General features: G+C 67.8%; 21 protein-coding genes and 1 pseudogene. 11 read left to right on the forward strand and 11 right to left on the reverse strand.

Annotation, left to right across the window (positions count from 1 at the left end):
- Nucleotides 1-109: 109 nt before the first annotated feature.
- The 3 genes from ACN22W_RS31510 to ACN22W_RS31520 are packed head-to-tail and all read right to left on the reverse strand — an operon-like array spanning nucleotide 110 to nucleotide 2,629.
- Entirely contained in the window at nucleotides 110-1,060 is a 951-nt protein-coding gene (locus ACN22W_RS31510; RefSeq protein WP_419688400.1) for a TIGR03571 family LLM class oxidoreductase, read from the reverse strand.
- 13 nt (nucleotides 1,061-1,073) lie between these two features.
- Nucleotides 1,074-1,397, reverse strand: a complete 324-nt coding sequence (locus ACN22W_RS31515; RefSeq protein ID WP_419688401.1) for a MoaF-related domain-containing protein — start codon at nucleotides 1,395-1,397, stop codon at nucleotides 1,074-1,076.
- 29 nt (nucleotides 1,398-1,426) lie between these two features.
- The gene (locus ACN22W_RS31520; protein ID WP_419688402.1) at nucleotides 1,427-2,629 is read right to left on the reverse strand and encodes an MFS transporter; all 1,203 of its coding nucleotides are present in this window, start codon (nucleotides 2,627-2,629) and stop codon (nucleotides 1,427-1,429) included.
- A 101-nt stretch (nucleotides 2,630-2,730) separates the two neighbouring features.
- Between ACN22W_RS31520 and ACN22W_RS31525 the strand changes: the two genes are divergently transcribed.
- Nucleotides 2,731-3,672, forward strand: a complete 942-nt coding sequence (locus ACN22W_RS31525) for a LysR family transcriptional regulator (protein WP_048245930.1) — start codon at nucleotides 2,731-2,733, stop codon at nucleotides 3,670-3,672.
- A gap of 96 nt (nucleotides 3,673-3,768) precedes the next feature.
- Here ACN22W_RS31525 and zwf read toward each other — a convergent pair whose 3' ends face one another.
- Nucleotides 3,769-5,244, reverse strand: coding sequence for a glucose-6-phosphate dehydrogenase (zwf, locus tag ACN22W_RS31530; RefSeq protein ID WP_343494709.1), 1,476 nt, complete (start codon nucleotides 5,242-5,244; stop codon nucleotides 3,769-3,771).
- Between the two features lie 201 nt (nucleotides 5,245-5,445).
- Here zwf and ACN22W_RS31535 point away from each other — a divergent pair, with 201 nt between their 5' ends.
- Nucleotides 5,446-6,024 (forward strand): TetR/AcrR family transcriptional regulator, encoded by a 579-nt coding sequence (locus tag ACN22W_RS31535; RefSeq protein ID WP_419688403.1) that lies wholly within the window; start codon nucleotides 5,446-5,448, stop codon nucleotides 6,022-6,024.
- Nucleotides 6,025-6,168: 144 nt separating this feature from the next.
- Nucleotides 6,169-7,044 carry an SDR family NAD(P)-dependent oxidoreductase gene (locus ACN22W_RS31540; RefSeq protein ID WP_412023678.1) on the forward strand — a complete coding sequence of 292 codons (876 nt, stop codon included), beginning with the start codon at nucleotides 6,169-6,171 and terminating at the stop codon, nucleotides 7,042-7,044.
- A 97-nt stretch (nucleotides 7,045-7,141) separates the two neighbouring features.
- Here the strand turns inward: ACN22W_RS31540 and ACN22W_RS31545 are convergent, their stop codons facing one another.
- Nucleotides 7,142-7,918 (reverse strand): hypothetical protein, encoded by a 777-nt coding sequence (locus ACN22W_RS31545; RefSeq protein WP_343494711.1) that lies wholly within the window; start codon nucleotides 7,916-7,918, stop codon nucleotides 7,142-7,144.
- 274 nt (nucleotides 7,919-8,192) lie between these two features.
- Here ACN22W_RS31545 and ACN22W_RS31550 point away from each other — a divergent pair, with 274 nt between their 5' ends.
- The 3 genes from ACN22W_RS31550 (at nucleotide 8,193) to ACN22W_RS31560 (ending at nucleotide 11,830) form a co-directional block, all read left to right on the forward strand.
- Nucleotides 8,193-9,086 (forward strand): LysR substrate-binding domain-containing protein, encoded by an 894-nt coding sequence (locus tag ACN22W_RS31550; RefSeq protein ID WP_419688405.1) that lies wholly within the window; start codon nucleotides 8,193-8,195, stop codon nucleotides 9,084-9,086.
- Between the two features lie 162 nt (nucleotides 9,087-9,248).
- Nucleotides 9,249-10,439, forward strand: a complete 1,191-nt coding sequence (locus ACN22W_RS31555) for a M20 aminoacylase family protein (RefSeq protein WP_129515884.1) — start codon at nucleotides 9,249-9,251, stop codon at nucleotides 10,437-10,439.
- Nucleotides 10,440-10,498: 59 nt separating this feature from the next.
- The gene (locus ACN22W_RS31560; protein ID WP_419688407.1) at nucleotides 10,499-11,830 is read left to right on the forward strand and encodes an MFS transporter; all 1,332 of its coding nucleotides are present in this window, start codon (nucleotides 10,499-10,501) and stop codon (nucleotides 11,828-11,830) included.
- Nucleotides 11,831-11,870: 40 nt separating this feature from the next.
- Here the strand turns inward: ACN22W_RS31560 and ACN22W_RS31565 are convergent, their stop codons facing one another.
- Nucleotides 11,871-12,791 (reverse strand): LysR family transcriptional regulator, encoded by a 921-nt coding sequence (locus ACN22W_RS31565; protein WP_419688409.1) that lies wholly within the window; start codon nucleotides 12,789-12,791, stop codon nucleotides 11,871-11,873.
- A 136-nt stretch (nucleotides 12,792-12,927) separates the two neighbouring features.
- On the opposite strand from ACN22W_RS31565, the gene ACN22W_RS31570 reads away from it, so the two are divergent.
- Both ACN22W_RS31570 and ACN22W_RS31575 read left to right on the forward strand, forming a co-directional pair.
- Nucleotides 12,928-13,701 (forward strand): transporter substrate-binding domain-containing protein, encoded by a 774-nt coding sequence (locus ACN22W_RS31570; protein ID WP_419688411.1) that lies wholly within the window; start codon nucleotides 12,928-12,930, stop codon nucleotides 13,699-13,701.
- Nucleotides 13,702-13,756: 55 nt separating this feature from the next.
- The gene (locus ACN22W_RS31575) at nucleotides 13,757-14,872 is read left to right on the forward strand and encodes a succinylglutamate desuccinylase/aspartoacylase family protein (RefSeq protein WP_419688412.1); all 1,116 of its coding nucleotides are present in this window, start codon (nucleotides 13,757-13,759) and stop codon (nucleotides 14,870-14,872) included.
- A 150-nt stretch (nucleotides 14,873-15,022) separates the two neighbouring features.
- Here the strand turns inward: ACN22W_RS31575 and ACN22W_RS31580 are convergent, their stop codons facing one another.
- On the reverse strand, nucleotides 15,023-16,009 hold the full coding sequence (locus ACN22W_RS31580) for a LysR family transcriptional regulator (RefSeq protein ID WP_419689861.1): 987 nt from the start codon (nucleotides 16,007-16,009) through the stop codon (nucleotides 15,023-15,025).
- 151 nt (nucleotides 16,010-16,160) lie between these two features.
- Between ACN22W_RS31580 and ACN22W_RS31585 the strand changes: the two genes are divergently transcribed.
- Together ACN22W_RS31585 and ACN22W_RS31590 are read left to right on the forward strand one after the other, a co-directional pair.
- Entirely contained in the window at nucleotides 16,161-17,480 is a 1,320-nt protein-coding gene (locus ACN22W_RS31585; protein ID WP_419688414.1) for an MFS transporter, read from the forward strand.
- 69 nt (nucleotides 17,481-17,549) lie between these two features.
- Complete coding sequence (locus ACN22W_RS31590; RefSeq protein ID WP_419688415.1) at nucleotides 17,550-19,064, forward strand: M81 family metallopeptidase; 1,515 nt, start codon at nucleotides 17,550-17,552, stop codon at nucleotides 19,062-19,064.
- Between the two features lie 130 nt (nucleotides 19,065-19,194).
- Here the strand turns inward: ACN22W_RS31590 and ACN22W_RS31595 are convergent, their stop codons facing one another.
- Nucleotides 19,195-19,980: an IclR family transcriptional regulator gene (locus ACN22W_RS31595; protein ID WP_048246213.1), complete on the reverse strand. Its 786-nt coding sequence runs from the start codon at nucleotides 19,978-19,980 to the stop codon at nucleotides 19,195-19,197.
- 310 nt (nucleotides 19,981-20,290) lie between these two features.
- Here ACN22W_RS31595 and pcaF point away from each other — a divergent pair, with 310 nt between their 5' ends.
- A complete protein-coding gene (gene pcaF / locus ACN22W_RS31600) occupies nucleotides 20,291-21,493 on the forward strand; it encodes a 3-oxoadipyl-CoA thiolase (protein WP_129515876.1) in 1,203 nt (400 codons plus the stop codon).
- Between the two features lie 93 nt (nucleotides 21,494-21,586).
- Here the strand turns inward: pcaF and ACN22W_RS31605 are convergent, their stop codons facing one another.
- From ACN22W_RS31605 to ACN22W_RS31615, 3 genes and pseudogenes are all read right to left on the reverse strand, one after another.
- On the reverse strand, nucleotides 21,587-22,114 hold the full coding sequence (locus ACN22W_RS31605; protein WP_419688418.1) for a DUF523 domain-containing protein: 528 nt from the start codon (nucleotides 22,112-22,114) through the stop codon (nucleotides 21,587-21,589).
- Nucleotides 22,115-22,195: 81 nt separating this feature from the next.
- Nucleotides 22,196-22,756, reverse strand: coding sequence for a GNAT family N-acetyltransferase (locus tag ACN22W_RS31610; RefSeq protein WP_419688419.1), 561 nt, complete (start codon nucleotides 22,754-22,756; stop codon nucleotides 22,196-22,198).
- Between the two features lie 98 nt (nucleotides 22,757-22,854).
- Nucleotides 22,855-23,010: pseudogene (locus ACN22W_RS31615) on the reverse strand (SAM-dependent methyltransferase); the annotation flags it as partial.
- Nucleotides 23,011-23,303: the final 293 nt, after the last annotated feature.

Raw genomic sequence — 23,303 nt, forward strand, 5'->3', positions numbered from 1 at the left:
CATTCTGGCGCTTCAGACTGATGAGATAAACGCCGTTAGAGGTCAAAAATATTTGATCTGAAATCAAGTATCGATCGTGATGCGGACCCGCTGCGGGCCGTTGCCGGCCTCATGCCGAGCGTGCTTTCGCGCTTGCGTCCGGATGGAACGCCGGCAGCACGTCCGCTGCGATCTCGGCCATCGTCTCGTCGAGCGGGCGGCGATTGCGGCGGAAATGCAGGCCGATGTGCCGCACGCCCGCGTCGCGCATCGCCGCGAGTTCTTCCGCCAGCGCGACGCGTCCCGCGCGGGCGCCGAAGCGGTGCCGCTGCAGCGGCTCGTGCGGGTCGTCCGCGAGGTCGAGGTGGATGAAGCTCACGTACGGCTTGTCGCCGGCCACCGCACGCCAGTTCGCGGCGCGCTGCGCGTGGTCGGCCGGCGTGCCCGGATACGCGAGGCAGCCGTCCATGTGTGCGCCGATCCATGCGGGCGTCTGCTGCGCGAGGCCCGCGACGAGCAGCGGCACTGGCGACCGGGCGGCGGGCAGTACGTCGAGACCGGGCGGCAGGTGGGCGCGCGCGCCGTCGCGCAGCAGCGCGACCTGGTCGCGGAAGTTCGCGCCGCGCGACGCGAAGTCGCGGCCGAACAGCGGATATTCGACGGGCCGGTCGCCGCTCGCGACACCGAGCAGCAGGCGCCCGCCGCTCAGTTCCTGGATCGTCGCGGCCGATTTCAGCGTCAGCAGCGGCTCGCGCAGCGGCAGCACGACGGCCGCCGTGCCGAGCAGGATGTCGCGCGTGATGCCGGCGAGGTAGCCGAGATACGAGAACGTTTCGTACACCTGCGCGGCGTCGCCGAACGACGGGTCGTACACCGGCACGTCGCGCACCCAGAGTGCGCGGAAACCGAGCGTATCGGCCAGCTGCGCGAGCTCCGCGTGGATTTCGAGGTCGGCTACGCCGGGGCGGCGGCCGTCACGCTGGCGCCTCGCGTCGCCGGCCGGCGACCAGTCGTTGTCGAGCGGCAGTTCGATGCCGACGCTGAAGCCGCCGTCGGCGAGTGTGTCGAGTGAAGTGGACATGGTCGGGCTCCGTTCAGACCGCGCGCAGGCTGCCTTCGAGCCGGTGAAAATCGAGCGACGACGCGGTGAAGAACGCGCGCGACGTGCCGGCGGCGAAATCGTCGAGGTGCACGACCGTCGCGCGATCGGCTTCCTGCCACGAGATCGCATAGGTCTCGCCGGCGACGTGCTGCCACGTGCACACGACTTCGCCTTTCGCGCCGGCGTACGCGCCTTCGGTGATTTCGTAGCGCATGTGAAGACCATCCTCGTCATACGCGTTGAGCGCGGTGAGGCCGTCGTAACGAACTTCGAAGATCTTGCCCGCGAACGGCGGACGTCGGGTCGATGCGTTCATGCTGGTGAACTCCTGCAAATGGGTAGCGTTCAATGGGCGAGTTCGACGGGTTCGGCCGTGCGTGCCGGCAGCCCGTGATGGCGGTCGAGACGGCCGCTCAGCGCGGTGAGCGCGAACGCGCCGAGCGTGACGACCGCGGCGATCCATGGCGTGTGGCCGAGGCCGGCGTGCGCGACGATCAGGCCGCCGAGCGACGAGCCGCCGGCGACGCCGAGGTTGAACGCGGCGATGTTGAAGCCCGATGCGACGTCGGTGGCGTCCGGCGCGAAGTGGCGTGCCTGCTTGACCACGTACACCTGCAGCCCCGGTACGTTGCCGAACGCGACCGCGCCCCATGCAAGCATCGTCAGCACGGCGAGCCATTTGACGTGGATCGTGAAGGTCAGCGAGAGAAGCACGATCGCGAGCAGCAGGAAGATCCGCTTGAGCGCCTTCACGGGGCCGACGGCGTCCGCGAGCTTGCCGCCCCACACGTTGCCGAACGCGACCGACACGCCATAACCGACGAGCACGAGGCTGACCTGCGACGGCGTGAAGCCGGCGATCCGTTCGAGCAGCGGCGCCATGTACGTGAATGCGATCAGCGAGCCGCCGTAGCCGACGGCCGTCATCGCATACACGAGCAACAGGCGCGGCTGCGCGAGCACGCGGAGCTGGCGGGCGAGCGGCGCCGGCGGCGTTTGCGGCAGCCCGCGCGGCACGAACACGACCGCGCCGACGAACGCGACGAGGCCGAACAGCGCGACGATCAGGAACGTCGCGCGCCAGCCGAAGTGCTGGCCGATGAAGGTGCCGAGCGGAATGCCGGCGACGAACGCGACGGTCATCCCGCTGAACATCGTCGCGATCGCGCTGGCGGCCTTGTCCTTCGGCACCAGCGTGGTCGCGATGATCGAACCGACGGAGAAGAACACGCCGTGCGCGAGGCCGGTGAGGATGCGTGCGACGACCAGCGATTCGTAGCCGGGCGCCTGCCACGCGACGAGGTTGCCGACGGTGAACAGCGCCATCAGCGCGGCGAGCAGCGTCTTGCGCGGCACGCGGCCGGTGAGCGCGGTGAGGAGCGGCGCGCCGATGGCGACGCTCAGCGCATACAGGCTGACGAGCAGTCCGGCCGACGGCAGGCTGACGCCGAGGTCGGCGCCGATCGTCGGAATCAGCCCGACGATCACGAACTCGGTGGTGCCGATGGCAAAGGCGCTGAGGGTCAGCGCAAGCAGGGCGAGGGGCATGGCGGGATCCAGGTTCCAGTAACGATGGATCGCAGTGTGGCGCCTTTACTTTTGCGGAAAAACTGGTCTATAAACCAAATTGTTTTGATTTCAGATCAACAATGAAAATCACGCTCGACGAACTCCAGGCCTTTGCCGCCGTGGTCGACACCGGCTCGATCACCGCTGCCGCGCAGCAGCTCGACGTCACCGTATCGGCGGCGAGCCGCACGCTCGCGCGGCTCGAGGAGAAGCTGAAGACCACGCTGCTGCGCCGGACCACGCGCCGGCTCGAACTGACCGAGGAAGGGCGTGCGTTCCTGCAGGATGCACGCGCGATCATCGAATCGGTCGAGAACGCGGAGGAGCAGATGCTCGCGCGGCGCGAGATGCCGTCGGGGCGCCTGCGCGTCGACGCCGCGACGCCGTTCATGCTGCACGTGATCGTGCCGCTCGTGCGCGGCTACCGCGAACGCTTCCCGAAAGTCGAGCTGGAGCTGAACAGCAACGAGGGCATCATCGACCTGCTGGAGCGGCGCACCGACGTCGCGATCCGGATCGGCCGGCTGAAGGATTCGACGCTGCACAGCCGGCGCATCGGCAACAGCCGGCTGCGCATCCTCGCGAGCCCCGCGTATGTCGAAGCGCACGGCCTGCCGCGCAAGGTCGAGGATCTCGACAAGCACACACTGCTCGGCTTCACGCAGCCCGAATCGCTGAACGTGTGGCCGATCCTCGGCACCGACGGCGAGCCGTGCCGCATCGAGCCGGGCATCTGGTCGTCGAGCGGCGAGACGCTGCGGCAGCTCGCGCTGGACGGCGCGGGCATCGTCTGCCTGTCGGATTTCATGACCGCGCAGGATCGCGAAACGGGGCGGCTCGTGCAGGTGCTCGCGCGCCAGACGCTCGACGTCGAGCAGCCGATCCATGCGGTGTACTACCGCAATACCGCGATCTCGTCGCGGATCGCGTCGTTCGTCGACTACATGATCGAGGTGCTGGGCGGCAGCAGCGGCAACGATGCGCCGGCGCGGCGCAAGGCCGCGTGGATGGGGCCGCGGTAGCAGCGGCAGGCCTGCGGGGGAAGACGGGGCGGGTGCCGCCCCGGGTGGCCCGATCGGGCCGGCGTGCCGCGCGGCGGCACGCCGTTTTGCTTGCGGTTACGCTTCTTCGGACCAGGACATGCCGTCGCGCGCGAGCAGCGCCGACGAGGCCGCGGGCCCGAACGTGCCGGCCGTGTACAGGCGCGGCCGGTCGCCGAGCTGCTTCCAGCCGTCGAGGATCGGCTCGACCCACGACCACGCGGCTTCGAGTTCGTCACGGCGCATGAAGTGCGTGAGGCGGCCGCGGATCACGTCGATCAGCAACCGTTCGTACGCTTCCGCGCGCCGCTCCGGAATCGCCTGCTGCAGGTCGAGGTTCAGGCTCACGGGCACCATGCTCATGCCGCTGCCCGGTTCCTTCGCGAGCATCTGCAGCTGGATCGACTCTTCCGGCTGCAGCTGGATCACGAGGCGGTTGCTGTAGTGGCGCGGGCCGCTCGGGATGATCGAGAACGGCATGTCCGCGAACTCGATCACGATTTCCGACTGGCGGCGCTGCAGCCGCTTGCCCGTGCGCAGGAAGAACGGCACGTTCGCCCAGCGCCAGTTGTTGATGTGCGCGCGCAGCGCGACGAAGGTTTCCGCGCGGCTGTCCGCCGGCACGTTGTCTTCCTCGAGATAGCCCTTGACCGGCTGGCCGTCGACCGCGCCGGCCGTGTACTGGCCGCGCACCGTGTCGCGCGCGACGTCCGACAGCGCCATCGGCCGCAGCGAGCGCAGCACCTTCAGCTTTTCGTCGCGCACCGCGTCCGGGTCGAGCGACACGGGCGGCTCCATCGCGACGATGCACAACAGCTGCAGCAGGTGGTTCTGCACCATGTCGCGCAGCGCGCCGGTATGGTCGTAGAAGCCCGCGCGGCTGCCGACGCCGACCGTTTCCGCGACCGTGATCTGCACGCTGCGGATGTTCGGCCCCTGCCACAGCGGCCCGAAGATCGGGTTGCCGAAGCGCAGCACCATCAGGTTCTGCACGGTTTCCTTGCCGAGATAGTGGTCGATCCGATAGATCTGCGATTCCTCGAAGTGCTTGCCGACCGCATCGTTGATCGCTTTCGCGGACGCGAGATCGTGGCCGAGCGGTTTTTCGAGGACGACGCGCGAGCGCGCGTCGACGAGGCGCGCGGCCGACAGGTTGTCGCAGATCGTCGTGAACAGCTCCGGCGACGTCGACAGATAGAACACCCGAATGGCATCGCCGCGTGCCGCTTCGGCGAGCCGCAGGTAGTCGTCCGGCGCGTTCACGTCGATCAGCACGTACTTGAACAGGTCGAGGAAACGGCTCCACGCTTCGGCGTCGAACGCTTTTTCGTCGATGAACGGGCGCGATTGCTCGTCCATGAACTTGCGATAGCCGTCGATGCCCCAGTCGCGGCGGCCGACGGCGATGATGCGCGTCTCGGGCGGAAGGTTGCAGTGCAGGTGCGCCATGTACAGCGCGGGCAACAGCTTGCGGGCGGCCAGGTCGCCGCCGCCGCCGAAAATGATCATGTCGACGGGCCGGTCGGCCGCGGTCTGGGTAGGCTGATTCGTCATGGAAGGTTCGCGGTTTGAAACGGTGAACGTGAAACGAACGTCGATGGCATCGGGCGCCGGCTGGCCGGCGCCGGTACGGCAAAACGCTAATAGTGCACGCTTTTGATGGATTGTGTATGCGTACCCCCGATGTGTAACAGGGCTTGCGTCGTCCCGGTCGTCTGATTATGATTGAGCGCTCACTCATTGAAGGAATCCAACGTGGCCCGACCGCGCAGTCCGGACAAGCACGAAGCCATCCTCGCCGCCGCCGCCCGTGCGCTCGCCGAGGACGGCGCGACCGCGACGACCGCGCGCATCGCGCGGCTCGCCGGCGTGGCGGAAGGCACGGTGTTCACCTATTTCGAAACCAAGGACGCCTTGCTGAACGCGCTGTACGTGAGCCTGAAGGCCGAGATGCGCGACGCGATGATGACCGGGTTTCCGGAAGGTGCACCGGCCGACCAGGCCGTGCGGCATGCGTGGAACGGTTACGTGACGTGGGGCGTCGAGAATCCGGACGGGCGGCGCGCGCTGCAGCAGCTCGGCGTGAGCGGGCGTATCGACGACACGCATCGCGCGGCCGGGGCCGAAGGTTTCGGCACGATTCGCTCGCTGCTGCAGGAGCAGATCGTCGCGTCGCGCGGGCTGACGGCCGACGAAGCGCACGCGTTCTGCGCGGCGCTGTTTACGTCGATCGCGGAAACGGCGATGGAGTCGGTCGCGCGCGATCCGGCGCGGGCCGATGCGTACCGGGAAGCCGGGTTTCGCGCGTTGTGGGCCGTGCTGCACGCGGTGTGAGCGGGTGGCGCAGGAGGGCGTGAAGCCCGGGTTGCCTGCGTAGCCGAACGATTTTGGCAGGGCGATGCGTCACGCGAATCGCGCACGTATCGTCGTTATTAATGAGTGAGTAATCATTCATTTGTATTTTCAAGGAGCAGGAAAATGTCGAAAGTCTGGTTGTTAACAGGGGCCGCGCGCGGCCTGGGGCGTGCGATTTCGGAAGCGGTGCTGGCGGCGGGCGACCGGCTGGTGGCCGGTGCGCGCGATACGTCACGGCTCGCTGACCTGGCCGAGCGTTATGGCGACCGGCTGCTGCCGATTGCGCTCGACGTTACCGACGAAGCGGCGGCCGCGCAGGCCGTGGCGGCGGCACGCGAACGGTTCGGCCGCATCGACGTGCTGGTGAACAACGCGGGCTACGGTCATACGGCGCCGTTCGAGCAGATGGGCGCTGACGACTTCCGCGACCAGATCGAAACGAACCTGTTCGGCGTGGTCAACCTGACGCGCGCGGTGTTGCCGTCGATGCGCGCGCAGCGCTCGGGCCACATCTTCCAGGTGTCGTCGGTCGGCGGACGCACGTCGACGGCCGGCTTGTCCGCGTATCAGGCGGCGAAGTGGGCGGTCGGCGGGTTCAGCGACGTGCTGTCGAAAGAGGTCGCGCCGTTCGGCGTACGCGTTTGCACGCTCGAACCGGGCGGGATGCGGACCGACTGGGCCGCGCAGGCGAAGCGCGGCATCGACGGCATGCTGCCCGACTATCAGCCGTCGGTCGGGAAGATTCTCGACTTGCTCGGCGCATATGGCGGCCATGAGATCGGCGACCCGGTGCGGATCGCGAAGCTGATCGTCGAGCTGTCGCGTCGCGACGACGTGCCGATGCGCCTGCTGCTCGGCGGCGACGCGCTGTTCGTGTGCGAGCAGGCCGAAACGCAGCGCGCGGAAGAAGCGGCGCGGTGGCGCGATACGACGCTGTCCACGCAGTTTCCGGATGCGAAGCTGCCGGCTGGGCTGGATGCGCTGAAGGGGCTGGAGTGAGCGCTGACATTCGCACTGCTGCCCGTGCAGCGTGAGCGGCAGGGCGATGCTGGCGCGGGCAGCTGCGCGCTGGCGTCGTGCGGCCGTGCCGGTGCGCTCATTCGGTCGGCACGGCGACCGGCACGCGCATCCGGTACAACGACACCGCTTGTATCGCGAGCGTGCAGACGATCGCCACGCCGTACGCCTGGAACAGGCTCAGCCTTGTGAGCGTCAGGCTCAGCACGTGGAAAAACGCCGCGAAGCTCAGCAGCCCGGTTGCCATGCCGCGGATCAGTTGCTGCGCGGCGGCGCGGCCGCTCATGCGATGCGCGAACACCGCGAGGATGATCACCATGAACGGGAACGACGCGAGCACACCGCTCGTTTCCGGCCCGACATACGGCGCGATCATCGTCACGCCGACCACGAGGCCCGCGATCAGCGCCATGCGCAGCGGCAGGTCCCAGCGCGGCGGATCGAGCCGGGCGGCCCTGACTTCGGCGGCGGGCACGACGCTCAGCACGAGCGCAACGGCGAGGATCGCGATCAGGAACAGCCCGGTTTCCGGCAACCCGCTCGCCTGCAGCAAGAAGGCGACGACGGCAAACGCCGCGCTGGCGCCGGCCAGCGCCGCCGGCCATCCGCGCTGCGCGAGCCGGCAATAGGCGACGCAAAAGGCTGCCTGTCCGGTCGTCGCGACGAGCGAGCCGGCCGTCGCGTGCGCGGCGAACGCCGGGCCATGCTCCAGCGCGAGGAACACCGAAACCGGCCCCGACGTGAGCGGCAACCCGACCAGCAATCCGCCGATCGCTTCGCCCCAGCGGCGCGCGGCGAGCGTGGCGGCCGCCAGCAGTAGCGGGGTGGCGACGAGTTTGAAAACCAGATGATCCATGATGAGCGACATGGCCCGGACAAAGCCCGCCTCGAACGAAGCGCGCGCCGGGCGTCGCGGCTTCAGGCATGAAGCGCGGTCGAATTTCCGGCGCGAAAAGCTCGCGGAATCGCCGCGCGTTGGCGCAGTCGGTGGGCCGGCTGGAGCGGCTGCCAGCCCTGCGCCTGCGTCCCAATATTGCGAGGCGCCGCCGGTGCTGACAAACGATTTGTCGTCATACACTGTGTGACTACCACTCACACGTAGCGCAACCATGTTCGACCGGCTTCCCCCTTTGCAAACGCTGCGTGCCTTCGAGGCGACCGGCCGGCTGTTGAGCATGACGCTGGCGGCCGAGGAACTGCACGTCACGCACGGCGCGGTGAGCCGGCACATCAAGCATCTCGAAACCCATCTCGGCGTCGCGCTGTTCCAGCGCCTGACGCGGCGTATCGTGCTGACCGAGGCCGGCGCGGCCTTTTTGCTGGACGTGAGCCGGACGCTGGGCGACCTGACGCAGGCGGCCGACCGGCTGCGCGCGCACGACAGCGACAGCGTCTCGCGGCTGAAGATCAACGCCAGCGTGTCGTTCGCGAACAAATGGCTCGCACCGCGGCTGCATCGGCTGAAGGCGCTGCATCCGGAACTCGACATCCATCTCGACGTGACCGACACGCACGTCGACCTGAACGAAGGCGAAGCCGACGTGGCGATTCGCTACGGCAGCGGCCGTTATCCGCGCGTGCTGGCCGAGCGGATTCTCGAGGAGACGGTGACGCCCGTCTGCAGTCCTGCCTATCGCGCGAAGATGGGCGGGCTGGGTTCCGTCGAGCGCATCGTCGGCTGTACGCTGCTGCACGAGGACAGGATGCTGGCCAACTGGGAGCAGTGGTTCGCGCTGGCCGGCATCCGCAGTGCGCGCAGCGATCGCGGGCCGGCATACAGCCACGGGAGCCTCGCGATCGAGGCGGCGATACGCGGCGAGGGCGTCGCGCTCGGGCGCAGCGTGATCGTCGCGGACGACATCGCCGCCGGACGTCTCGTCGCGCCGTTCCCGCAGTTCGCATTGCAGGCCGAGCGCGGGCACGACCTGATTTATCGGATCGGCAGCAAGGACGATCCGAAGGTGTGCGCGCTGCGCGACTGGCTCGCGGAGGAGATCAGGGTGTTTCTCGCGCGGGCGGAGTGAGATCGGCGCAGCCTGGTGCGGCGCCCTCGTACTAACCCTGATTAAAAAATCTTATCGCGGTGAAAAATTCCGCATCTTATTGAACGGATATCGGCTCGATATAGTGGCTCGCTTTACCGCACGCTCCCACGGCGTGCGCAGACAAACAGCTGGAGCCCCTTGATGACCACCGCTACCCGATTCACCGAAATCGAGGATCTGATGCCCGCCGCCGGCGGGCTGCGCGAGATCCGTCACCACATCCACCACCATCCCGAACTCGCGTACGAAGAGCACGACACGGCCGCGCTCGTCGCGGACAAGCTCGAGCAATGGGGCTGGCAGGTGACGCGCGGGGTCGGCAAGACGGGCGTCGTCGGCACGCTGCGCGCGGGCGACGGCACGCGCAGCATCGGCATTCGCGCCGACATGGATGCGCTGCCGATCGTCGAGGCGACCGGCCTGCCGTATGCGAGCGGCACGCACGGCAAGATGCACGCGTGCGGCCACGACGGCCACACGACGATGCTGCTCGGCGCCGCGCAGCATCTCGCGAAGACACGCAACTTCTCCGGCACCGTGCACCTGTATTTCCAGCCGGCGGAAGAGCACGGCGTCGACAGCGGCGCGAAGAAGATGATCGACGACGGCCTGTTCGAACGCTTCCCGTGCGACGCCGTGTTCGGCATGCACAACCATCCGGGCGCGGCGCCCGGTGTCTTCCTCACGCGGCGCGGCCCGTTCATGTCGGCCGGCGACAAGGCGATCATCACGATCGAGGGCGTCGGCGGCCACGCGGCGCGGCCGCACCTGACGGTCGATCCGGTCGTCGTCGCGGCGAGCATCGTGATGGCGCTGCAGACGATCGTCGCGCGCAACGTCGACCCCGCGCAGCCGGCGGTCGTCACGGTGGGCTCGATGCACGCGGGCACCGCGAACAACGTGATTCCGAACGGCGCGCGTCTCGAACTCAGCGTGCGCTCGTTCAGCCCCGACGTGCGCGCGCTGCTCAAGCGCCGGATCGTCGAGCTGGCCGAAACGCAGGCCGCGAGTTATGGCGCGACCGCGAACGTCGAATACATCGAAGGCTACCCGGTCGTCGTCAATACGGATGCCGAAACGGATTTCGCCGCGCAGGTCGCGCGCGAGCTGGTGGGGGACGCGCATGTGGTCGAGCAGACCGACCTGCTGATGGGCAGCGAGGATTTCGCGTTCATGCTGCAGAAGCGCCCGGGTTCGTTCGTGCGGCTCGGCAACGGCGAAGGCGAGGACGGGTGCATGGTGCACAACCCGAAATACGACTTCAACGACCGCAACCTGCCGATCGGCGCGGCGTTCTGGACGCGTCTCGTGGAGCGATACCTCGGGCAGTGATCGTGCGGCGCGTGGCGCGCGGCCGGCGCTTCCGGCCGCATTGAGAGGAGAATAAAACCATGCAGAAAGACCATCTCGCGCTGCACCCCGCGTCGACGGGCGCCGCCGGAGCCGGTGCGACCGGCGCACCCGCCGTCACGCGACGCGGCGCGATCGCGGCGGCCGTGATCGGCAACTGGCTGGAGTTCTTCGATTTCACCGTGTACGGCTTCTTCGCGGTGCTGATCGGCAAGCTGTTCTTCCCGTCGAGCGATCCGACCACGTCGCTGCTGCTGTCGGTCGCGACGTTTGCCGCCGGCTTCTTCACGCGGCCGCTCGGCAGCGTCGTGCTCGGCGTCTATGCGGACCGCAAGGGGCGCAAGGCCGCGCTGAACCTGACGATCATGCTGATGGCGCTCGGCACGGGCCTGATCGCGATCGCGCCGACCTATGCGCAGGCCGGCGTGGCCGCGCCCTTGCTCGTGGTGTTCGCACGGTTGATGCAGGGCTTCTCGCAGGGCGGCGAATTCGGCGCGGCGACGTCGACGCTGCTCGAGCAGGGCGACAAGTCGCGCCGCGCGTTCCGCGCGAGCTGGCAGCTTGCGACGCAGGGCGGCGCCGCGCTGATGGGCTCGGGTTTCGCGGCGCTGCTGTCGAACACGATGACGAAGGATGCGCTCGAAAGCTGGGGCTGGCGGCTGCCGTTCCTGGTCGGCGTGCTGATCGCGCCGGTCGGTATGTATCTGCGCCGCCGGCTCGCGGACGATGCGCCCGGCGACAGCCATCATGCGATCGAGCGCGGCGTGCTGCACGAGCTGTTCTCGAAACACGCGCGCACGGTGCTGCTGCTGATGCTCACGGTGATGGGCGGCACGGTGTCGACCTACATCCTGACCTTCTACATGCCGACCTACGCGATCCACACGCTCGGCCTGCCGATGAAGCTGTCGATGTTCGTCGGTGTCGCGTCGGGCTGCGTGATGCTGGTCACGTGCCCGCTGTTCGGCTGGCTGTCGGACCAGCTCGGCAGCCGGCGCCTGCCGATCTTCGTCGGCCGCGGCGTGCTGGTCGCGCTGCTGTTCCCGGCGTTCTGGCTGATGAACCATCATCCGACGCTGTCGGTGATCCTGCCGCTGACCGCGCTGATGCTGCTGTTCTATTCGCTCGGCTCGGCGTCGGAAATGGCGCTGATGTGCGAATCGCTGCCGCGCCACGTGCGCGCGACGGGCATCTCGATCGCCTATGCGCTTGCGGTGACGATCTTCGGCGGCACCGCGCAGCTCATCGCGACCTGGCTCGTGAAGACGACCGGCAGCAAGCTCGCGCCGGCCGGTTACGTGGCGGCGTGCGTGGTGCTGTCGCTGATCGCGGTCGCGATGCTGCGCGAGACGGCGCGGGAAGCGGCGGACTGACCGCGGCGTAGCGGGCGGCGGAGGCGGGCGGCAATACGCGTTACCGCCCGCGCACCATCCTCAGGTACGACGCGAGCATCGTCGCCAGTTCCTGCGCGGCCGGCGTCAGCGGCACGGCCGCGCGCTGCAGCAGGCAGACGTCCTGCGAATCGGCCTGCTCGCGCACGGGCACCTTCGCGAGCACACCGGCGAACGGCCCGTGCCGCGTGATGGCTTCGGTTTCGAGCGCGAGGCAATCGGTCTGCGTGACGAGCTGCAGCGTCTCGAACATCCCTTCGACGGTTGCGAGGATCCTCGGCGGCGGCTGGCCGTGCGCGTCGAAGTACACGAGCAGCCGGTTGACGACCGGGTCCGCGCTCAGGTTCGGCGAGCGCGTGGCGACCCATCCGTAGTCGGCCAGTTCCGCGAGCGATTGCGCGTGCATCGCCGGATGGCCGTTGCGGCACACGACCACCGGCGCCGACGCATGCAGCGGCGTGACCGCGAGATCGGTCGTATCGGTCTGCTTCGCGACGAGCGCGATCGCGAAATCGACCGCGCTTTCCCGCAACCAGCCGATCATCATCCGCGACGTGCCGGTGCGCAGGTGCACGTCGACCTTGTCGAAGCGCGCGCGGAACGCGGTCAGCACGGGCGCGAACGCGTCGATCAGCGGCTCGGCGACGAGGCCGAGCGTGACGGTGCCTTCGTACTCGCCGCTCAGTTGCCGGATTTCCCGCTCGACCTGCTCGCATTCGCCGAGGATCGAACCGGAGCGTGCGAGCAGGCGCTGACCGACGGCCGTCGGCACGATCCCGCGATTGGTGCGCGTGAACAGCGTCGCGCCGAGCGTCGCCTCGAGGCTCTGCAACTGCTGCGTGACGCCGCTTTGCGCGAGATCGAGCGCGCGCGCCGCGGCGCGCAGGCTGCCGTGCTCCACGACGGCCTGGAAGATGCGAAGCTGGGATAGCGTGAACGCCATGAGCAAGCGCGATGCCGGTGATCGGAAATGGTGATCATGATAAGGCAGCATGCGATTCCGGCGGCGGCGCGCGCGCACTACGATCGCAGGCAGTCCGGCTCATGCCGCTTGCCCACCGCCCTGCTTTCCGTCGACCATGAAACGCTTCCTCGTCCCGCTCGTTTCCCTGTGCCTTGGCTTGGTGGCCACGTCCGCCAGCGCGCTCGACGCGCACGTCGTGCGCCTCGGTATCGACCCGACCTATCCGCCGATGGACGCGAAGGCACCCGACGGCAGCCTGAAGGGCTTCGACGTCGATCTCGGCAACGAGATCTGCCGCCGCGCGCAGTTGCGCTGCCAGTGGGTCGAGCTCGAATTCTCCGGGATGATCCCCGCGCTGCAGGCGCGCAAGATCGACGCGATCCTGTCGTCGATGGCGATCACCGAGAAGCGCGAGAAGCAGATCCTGTTCTCGTCGAAGCTGTTCCGCTTCAAGTCGCGGCTCGTCGCGCGGCCCGAACTCGGGCTCGGCAGCACGACGGCGTCGCTCGCCGGCAAGCGGGTCGGCGTGCAGTCGGGCACGCAGTTCGAATCGTGGGCGCTCGCGCACTGGGCGCCGGCCGGCGTCAGCGTGGTGCCGTACAAGAGCCAGGACGACGTGTTCGCCGATCTCGTCAACGGCCGCCTCGACGCGGCGCTGCTCGGCACGGTGGAAGCCGATTACGGGTTCCTGCGCCAGCCGAGGGGCAAGGGCTTCGCGTTCGTCGGCGCGCCGCTCGACATGGGCGATCGCGGCGTCGGCATCGGCATGCGGCAATCCGATACGGCGCTCAAGGCGTCGATCGACGGCGCGGTCGCGTCGATGCTGAAGGATGGCACGTATGACCGGATCGCGAAGCAGTACTTCGATTTCAACCCGTACGGCGACTGAACGCCGTGCAGTTCGATTCACCCGATTCCCCGCTTTCATCCGTTCGAGACCATCGATGCAGATTCGCACCACGCCGCTCCTGTCGCCGTCGATCGGCACGCAGCGCACGCTGACGAGCTTTCATTTCGGGCCGGCCGATACCGGCCGCAAGATCTACCTGCAGGCCGCGCTGCACGCGGACGAGACGCCCGCGATGCTCGCGGCGTTCGTGTTGAAGCAGCGTCTCGCGCAGCTCGACGCCGAAGGCCGGCTCGCGGCCGAGATCGTGCTCGTGCCGGTGTCGAACCCGGTCGGCCTCAATCATCATCTGCTCGGGCAATTCATCGGCCGTTTCGACCTGGCGAGCGGCCGCAACTTCAATCGCGGTTTCCTGCCGCTCGCGGAGATCGCCGCGCGAGCGCGCGACCGGCTCGGTGATGATGGCGTGCACAATCGCGCGATCGTGCGCGAATGCGTCGGCGCGGCGCTCGACAACATCGCGCCGCGCACCGAATTCGATGCGCTGCAGCTCGCGCTGCTGAAGCTGTCGCACGACGCCGACGTCGTGATCGACCTGCATTGCTCGCTCGAAGCGGTGATGCACGTGTACACGAGCGACACCGCGTGGCCGGACGTCGAACCGCTGGCGCGTTATCTCGGCGCGGAGGTGTCGCTGCTTGCCGAGGATTCGGGCGGACATGCGTTCGACGATGCGCATCACCTGCTGTGGTCGCAATTGCGGCAGCATCTGCCGGCAAGCACGCCGATGGCGGCCGGCACCGTCGCCGTGACGGTCGAATGCCGCGGTCAGCGCGACGTGACGTATGAATACGCGGAGCGTGACGCCGCCGCGCTCGTCGATTATCTCGTGTGGTGCGGCGCGGTGCGCGGCGAACGCACGCCGTTGCCGCCACTGGCCGAGCCGGCCACGCCGCTCGCGGGTAGCGAGCAGTTCTATGCGCCGGTGAGCGGGATTCTCGTGCACCGCGCGGCGGTCGGCGCGACGATCCGCGCCGGCGATCCGCTGTTCGATATCGTCGATCCGCTGACGGATGCGATCACGACGATTTCGAGCGCGACCGACGGCGTGTTCTACATGCGCCGCGCGATCCGCTTCGTGACGGCCGGCGCGCCGCTCGGCCGCGTGACGGGCACGGTGCCGGTGCGCAAGGGGATGTTGCTCGGGGCTTGACGAGCGGCGCGCGCGACGAACCCGACCCGCGCGAAACCGGCGAGAAATTTCGGGTTCCTCAGATAATCACTCGCCGCTCGATGCCGGCTTGCACCGGGTCGGCCGACTTTCCGTAGCCAGCGAGGCAAGCGACATCGTCGGCGGGGACGGTCATGGCCCGCCGTGATTCCCGGCGGCGCGCCTGCCGGCCTTGCCGCGCGCCGTTGTCTTGCCCTTGCCCCCGCCCGCGTTCGAGAACATCTTCATATCCCGAAGGATGCCGCGCAGCAACGTATCGGCTGCGACGCCGAGTGTCCGTCCCGCCTTGACCAGCAGCCGCGCGTTGGCCGCCTCGAGCAATGGATGCGCGACGGGCAGTGCGACGAGTTCACCGGTCTCCAGTTCCCGATACGCAGCGAAGGCGGCGAGCAGCGTGACGCCGTTGTTGCGCTTGACGAAGTGGCGCAGCACGGCAAGCGAGTTGGTGGTGAGTGTCGGGTGGACCTGGAGGTTCTCCGCGTAGGCGAGCATCTGCACGGCTTGTCCGAGACCGAACGCGGGCGGCATCAGCGCGAGCGGATACCCGGTGAGTTCGCGTACCTCGACCGGTCGGCCCCGCACGGCGAGCGGGTGGCCGGGATGGACGAGCGCCACCACCGGCTGCGGCGAGGTGGCGACGTACTCGATATCCGGATGCGCCGGGGGATTGTAGGCAAGGCCGATATGCGCGCGGCTTTCGGCGACTTCCTGGAGCAGTTTGCTGACCGGAAGGATATCGACGGTGACGTCGAGCTTCGGATAGCGTGCGCAAAAATCGGTGAGCACCTCGTCCATCAGGCAGTCGATATAGCCTTCGCTCGTGGCGATACGGATCTCGCCGTGTTGCAGCCCGCGCAGTGCCTGCAAGCGGTCTTCGAACAGTTCCTGCTGGGAGCGGCAGCCGCGCCAGTACTCGAGCAGGTGCGTCGCGGCCTCGGTCGGCTGTACGCCGCGAGGCTGGCGCTCGAACAGCGGGGCCCCGATTTCTTCCTCGAGCAGCCGGATCTGCCGCGTGATGACGGACGGCGACGTGTTGATGCTGTCGGCCGCGCCGCGGATGGAGCCATGCGTCAGGACTTCGTGGAAATAGCGCAAGCGGCGCTGGTTCAGTTCGCGCATCGTGTCGGTCCGTGTGCCGGTGAAGTGTTGCTTGTTGAGCAACAATAACTCGCTTAGGTTGCTCTTGCGCTGCTTTTTCGTCTCCTCGACGATTCGAACAGATTCGAACATCGATGCGGGATTCGAAGCAATACGCCCTAAAGGAGAGCGCATGTCCGCCATTCCATCCCCTCAAGACCCGGTCGCGCCCGACAGCCCGGCCCATCAGGCGCTGTACCGCAAGCTGAACTGGCGCCTGCTGCCGTTCCTGCTGCTCTGCTATACGTTCGCTTATCTCGATCGCGTGAACATCGGGTTCGCCAAGCTCGCCATGCAGAGCGACCTGGGTTTTTCCGATGCGGTGTACGGACTCGGCGCGGGCATCTTCTTTCTCGGCTACGTCCTGTTCGAGATCCCGAGCAACCTTCTGCTGCCGAGGATCGGTGCACGCAAGACCATCAGCCGGATCATGGTGCTGTGGGGCCTGACCTCGGCGGGCATGATGTTCGTCCATGACGAGACCACGTTCTACGCGATGCGCTTCCTGCTCGGCGTGTTCGAGGCCGGCTTCGCACCCGGCATGATCTTCTACCTGACCTACTGGTACGGTCAGCGCCGCATGGCCAGTGTGATGGCGGTCGTCATGCTGGCCGGCCCGATCGGCGGCATCTTCGGGTCGCCGCTGTCGGCGTGGCTGATGACCGGGCTGTCCGGCGCCCACGGCCTGGCCGGCTGGCAGTGGATGTTCGTCGTCGAAGGCCTGCCGTGCGTGCTGCTCGGCGCGCTCGCACTCAAGGTGCTGTCCGACCGGCCGGCCGACGCGACATGGCTGACCGACGACGAGAAGCGACTGCTCGCCGCCGACCTGCACACGCCCGGCGCGGGTCATCACTCGTTCGGGCAGGTGGTGCGCGACCTGCGCGTGTACCTGCTGGCGTTTGCGTACTTCACGATCATCTGCGGCATCTACGCGGTGAGTTTCTGGCTGCCGTCGATCCTCAAGGCGGACGGCGTGACCGATACCATGCAGATCGGCCTTTACTCGATGATCCCGTACGTCTGCGCCGCGATCGCGATGGTCGTCATCGGTCGTCGTTCGGACCGCCGCGGCGAGCGCCGTCTTCACAGCGCGGTGCCCGCCCTGATCGGCGCGATCGCGTTGGCTGCGGCGACGGCCGCAAACGGCAACCTCGCCGTCTCGCTGATCAGCATGACGATCGCCACGGCGATGATCTGGACCGCCTACACGGTGTTCTGGGCGATCCCGTCGCAATACCTGAAGGGCAACGCCGCCGCGGGCGGCATCGCGCTGATCAATACGATCGGCCTGATCGGCGGCTTCCTGAGTCCGACCATCATCGGTGCGATTCGCTCGGCGACCGGCAGCATGGCAGCCGGACTGCTGGTCATGGTCGCGCTGCTCGTCGCGGGCGCCGCGGTACTGGTGGCGAACCGGCTTCCCGCGCCCCGCGACGCCTTGGCGACAGCCTGACATCGCGGGCCCGCACGCATCCCGACATCCATCGCGGCGCATCGACCGCTTATTTCCGGAGACACGTTTTTGAACACGCGCATTTTGATCGCCGGCTTTCAGCATGAAACCAATACGTTTGCGCCATCGAAAGCCGCTTACGCCAACTTCGAGCGTGGCGAGGGCTTCCCGGCCATGGTGCGGGGCGATGACGTGCTCGCGCTGCGCGACGTCAATATTCCTGCCGGCGGATTCATCGTCGCGGCGGAAAGCCGTGGCTGGACCGTGCTGCCGGTCATCTGGGCGGGTGCAAGCCCGTCGGCCCACGTGACCGAGGATGCGTTCGAGCGCATCGCCGGCGAAATCCTCGCGGCGGTTCGCGGGGGCGGGTTCGACGCGGTGTACCTCGACCTGCACGGCGCGATGGTCGCCGAGCATACCGACGACGGCGAAGGCACGTTGCTGGAGCGCGTGCGCGCGGCGGTCGGCCCGGCCGTGCCCGTGGTCGCGTCGCTCGACCTGCATGCCAACGTCACCGAGCGGATGCTGCGCGAGGCCGACGCGCTGGTCGCTTTCCGCACCAATCCGCATGTCGACATGGCCGAGACCGGCGAACGCGCGGCCGTGTTGCTCGAGCGCCTGCTCGACCCGCACGCGGCGGACCGCCGCCCGCTGCATCGCGCCGTGCGCCGGCTGCCGTTCCTGATCCCGATCAATGGCATGTGCACGCTGCTCGAACCCTCGCGCGGCATGTATGCGCAGCTCGCGGCGCGGGAGAGCGGGGCCGTGGCCTCGTTGTCGTTCGCGCCCGGTTTTCCGGCGGCCGATTTCCCCGAATGCGGCCCGGTCATCTGGGGCTACGGCGATGATGCCGCGTCGGTCGAGGCGGCCGTGCAGGCGCTCTACGACAAGATGCTGGCGGACGAGGCCGCGTGGCAGGTGCCGTTTCTGTCGCCCGACGACGCCGTGCGCGAGGCCATGCGGCTTTCCGAGGGCGCCGGCAAGCCGGTCGTCATCGCCGATACCCAGGACAATCCCGGCGCGGGCGGAGACTCGAACACGACGGGCATGCTGCGCGCGTTGCTGCGCAATGGCGCAAAGGATGCGGCGATCGGCTTGATCTGGGATCCGGCGGCCGCGGCCGCGGCCCATCGCGCCGGCGTCGGCGCGTTCATCGATCTGGCGCTCGGCGGCGTCTCCGGCGTGCCCGGCGACGTGCCGCACCACGCGCGTTTCGAGGTCGTGAAGCTGTCGGATGGCGTATGCCGATATGACGGCCCGATGATGAACGGCATGCTTGCCGATATCGGTCCCGTGGCCTGCCTGCGGATCGATGGCGTGCTGATCGTGGTGAGCAGCGGCAAGGCGCAGATGCTCGACCGCAATCTCTATCGCGTGGGCGGCGTCGAGCCGGAAGCGATGAAAATTCTCGTCAACAAAAGCTCGGTGCACTTCCGCGCCGACTTCCAGGGCATCGCCCACGCGGTGCTGGTCGCCAAGGCGCCCGGCCCGATGACGGCGGATCCGGCCGAGTTGCCCTGGACTCGGCTGGCCCCGGGCATTCGGATGAAGCCAATGGGGAAGGCATTCCCGGGCAACGGCTGAGGAGCGGCACGCCGTCGTACATCTGTGAGTTGGCGGCTGTCCGGGACAACGTTATCGCTGCGCCGGGCACATCGCGCGGCGCGTCGTTCCACGCCGCGCGGCGTGGGTGCATCCGCTCGCGGAGCGTCGCTCACCCCCGCCGCGCAACCAGCTCCGACACCGTCTGCGCGGCCTGCTGCAGCGGCCCGAGAAACTCCTTCACCATCTGCTTCGCGGTATGCCGCTGCGCGTTGCCGCTGATGTTCATCGCCGCGATGATCTGCCCGCGCCGGTTGCGGATCGGCGCGGAGATCGACATCAGGCCCACTTCGAGTTCCTGGTCGACCACGGCCCAACCCTGCTGGCGCACCTGCGCGATCGTCGCCTTCAGTTCGCCGAGATCGGTGATCGTGCGCGGCGTGTGCGCGCGGATGCTGCTTTGCGCGAGCGTTTCGTCGAGCGCCGCGTCGTCGAGCGCGGACAGCAGCACGCGGCCCATCGACGTGCAGTACGCGGGCAGCCGGCTGCCGATCGACAGGTTGATCGTCATGATCTTGTGGGTCGGCACGCGCAGCACATACACGATCTCGGTGCGGTCGAGCACGGCGGCCGAGCAGCTTTCGTGGATCTGCGAGGACAGTTGCTCCATCACCGGATCGGCGAGATTCCAGAACGGCATCGACGTCAGGTACGCAAAACCGAGCTCGAGGATCTTCGGCGTGAGCCGGAACAGCCGGCCGTCGGCCTCGACGTAGCCGAGCGTCTGCAGCGTGAGCAGGATCCGGCGCGCGCCCGCGCGCGTGAGCCCGGTGGCCGATGCGACCTCGGTGAGCGTCTGCTCCGGGCGCGCCGCGTCGAAAGCGCGGATCACCGCGAGGCCGCGCGCGAACGACTGCACATAGGAGTCGCCGGGTTTCTGAGTGTCTTCGGTTGTCATGAGCGGGTGGAATGTCGTGCAGCCGAGAAGATAGCGCATGGGGCCTGACACGCCAACCGCACGGCGGACCGGGCGCTTGACAGGTCGTCCCCGCACTCCCTATGATGCGTTGAGCGTTCGATACACGATCTTATGTTCGTATATAGAACATTTAAGCGCATCCCGGCGGGTTATGCAAGGGGCGCGCCCCGTTCATTTCCCAGCCTTGCAGGTGGCCGGAGCCAGCGCTGATGCGCCCGCACCGGCCGACCGCGAAGCACGGGACCGGAGCAAACGCCCAAGCGTCAACTCCGGCCGACTGGAGACACTGATGACCGAAGCTTTTCTGTGTGATGCGATCCGTACGCCGATCGGGCGTTACGGCGGTGCGCTGTCCGGCGTGCGCGCCGACGACCTCGGCGCGGTGCCGCTCAAGGCGCTCGTCGAGCGCAATCGCGACGTCGACTGGACCGCGATCGACGACGTGATCTACGGATGCGCGAACCAGGCCGGCGAGGACAACCGCAACGTCGCGCGCATGTCGGCGCTGCTCGCGGGCCTGCCGCAGGGCGTGCCGGGTTCGACGATCAACCGGCTGTGCGGTTCCGGGATGGACGCGGTCGGCGTGGCCGCGCGCGCGATCAAGTCGGGCGAAGCCGCGCTGATGGTCGCCGGCGGCGTCGAGAGCATGACGCGCGCGCCGTTCGTGATGGGCAAGGCCGCGAGCGCGTTCGCGCGCCAGGCCGACATCTACGACACGACGATCGGCTGGCGTTTCATCAATCCGCTGATGAAGCAGCTGCATGGCGTCGATTCGATGCCGGAGACGGCCGAGAACGTCGCGGTCGACTACAACGTCAGCCGCGCCGACCAGGATCTGTTCGCGCTGCGCAGCCAGCAGAAGGCCGCGCGTGCGCAGCAGGACGGCACGCTCGCCGAGGAAATCGTGTCGGTCACGATTGCCCAGAAGAAGGGTGATCCGGTGATCGTGTCGCGCGACGAACATCCGCGCGAGACGTCGCTCGAAGCGCTCGCGAAGCTGAAGGGCGTCGTGCGCCCGGACGGTTCGGTGACGGCCGGCAACGCGTCGGGCGTCAACGACGGCGCCGCCGCGCTGCTGCTCGCGAACGAGGCAACCGCGAAGCGCTTCGGCCTGACGCCGCGCGCACGCGTGCTGGGTATCGCAACGGCCGGCGTCGCGCCGCGCGTGATGGGCATCGGCCCCGCGCCGGCCACGCAGAAGCTGCTCGCGCGGCTCGGCATGACGATCGACCAGTTCGACGTGATCGAGCTGAACGAGGCGTTCGCGTCGCAGGGGCTCGCGGTGCTGCGCATGCTCGGCGTGGCCGACGACGATCCTCGCGTGAACCCGAACGGCGGCGCGATCGCACTGGGCCATCCGCTCGGCGCATCGGGTGCGCGTCTCGTGACGACCGCGATGTATCAGCTGCATCGCACGAACGGCCGCTTTGCGCTGTGCACGATGTGCATCGGCGTCGGCCAGGGCATCGCGATCGCGATCGAACGCGTCTGACCCGTGTCACGCGGCGAAGCGGCCGAATCTGCACCGCTTGCCGTTTTCAGAACAATGCGCGGCACGAGAATCGTCTCGTGCCGCGCATTGTCGTTAACCGGCCTGCGATAGTTGCTTGAGGCGCGCGTCGAGCGCGTCGATCTCGGTGTCCGCGAACACCTCGATGCCATGCTGGCGCAGCAACGCCGCGGTGACACCGGCGCCCGCATGGCGCCGGTTCGCGAAACTCCCGTCGTAAATGAAGGTGCTGCCGCACGACGGACTGCCGTCGGCCAGGATCGCGAAGCGGCAATCGTGCGTGCGCGCGAGTGCCAGCGTGGTGTGCGCGCCGGACACGAACGACGCCGTCACGTCGGTGCCGTTCACGTCGACGATACGTGCGGCACCCGACAACACCCGCTGCCCCGATTCGCCTGCCGCGATTTCGGCGGGCGGGCGCGGCACGCTGAAGCCACCCGCCAGTTCGGGGCAGACGGGCACGAGACGCCCTTCGCGTTGCCACCGTTCGAGCGCCTCGTGCGCGGCGGTTTTCGCCGAGCCGTTGTAACGGACCGGATGACCGATCACGCACATGCTGACGAGGATCTTCGGCGCCGCGTGCGGCTGCGGTTCGTTCTGCAATTTCGCTCTCCGTGGCGGCTGACGGTCGACGGCGGGCGCGGCAAAGCGGGGCATTCGATGCTTCATCCGCGTACCGATGTGTCAGGCCGCCGGCCCTTCCAGATGAATGTCTTCCGGCTCGAGCGCGTAAAGCGCCGGGTCGGGCGATGCGCTGACTGTGAAGCCGAGCCGCAGGTAGAAGTCGATCGTGCGCTGCGACGGCGTCGCCGACACGTACAGGCGCGCGGCGCCCATCTCGCGTGCCTGCCCATGGGCCGCGCGATAGAGCTGCTCGCCGAGCCCGCAGCCGCGCCAGTCGCGGCTCACATGCAGGAACTTCAACTGCAGCATGTCGCGTTGCGCGCCGAGCGGCCGGCTGTCGACGATGGCCGCCGCAACGAGCCGTGCGCCGTCGAACATGCCGAGGAACCAGCCGCCGCGATCGTGGCAGTCGAGCAGGATCGGCGTGTAGTGATCGGCTTCGCCGTCGGGCCAGCCGTCGACGTCGTAGAACTCCGGTACGAGATGCAGCGCGCCGTCGCGCAGCACGTACAGGTGCTCGATGATTTCGCGCCGGTCGATGGTCCACACGAGCGGCACGTCGTCGCGTGCGAGCGTGCGGGCGGAAAGCGCGTCGCGCTCGGCGGCGGTGCGGCGCGTCATGCGGCCTCCCGGTGCGCGGCGATCGCAACCATCAGCGGCAGGCGCGGCATGCCGTCGGGCATCGAGTCGAGCACGTCGGCGCGCCCGACACGCGCGGGCAGGCCCGCGAGATTGCCGAGCAATTCGCGTTCTTCCGGAAACAGCGTCGAGCCGCCAATGCGGAAAAACGCAGCCTGATCGCCTTTATGGCGGTTATGCGCGACCGTCGCCGTATTCCAGGACAGCCGATTCAGTTCGTGCAATGCCTTTTTCATCGAATTCGAATACGGGTTGAATGGAGCAGGATAGACCGAATCGTTTCGCCGTGTGCAACGGCCACCCGCATTGGCGCGCCGCGCAGCGAGCTGCCATGCAGCGTTTCGTGACATCCGGATAAGCGTGCGCGGCGATTATCGCCGGATTATTTGATCGAAATCATGGCAATAGCCGAATTGAATATTTTATGCGCGACAGGGGTAAGGTTTTCGAACGAATTGCCGACAGTAAAGTGGAAGACCGTCGTAAAGCGATCAACCGTTTTTCGGCTACTGAGCGTGATTTCAGCGCG

Source organism: Burkholderia theae (genome assembly GCF_048565265.1).
GTDB classification, from domain to species: domain Bacteria; phylum Pseudomonadota; class Gammaproteobacteria; order Burkholderiales; family Burkholderiaceae; genus Burkholderia; species Burkholderia theae.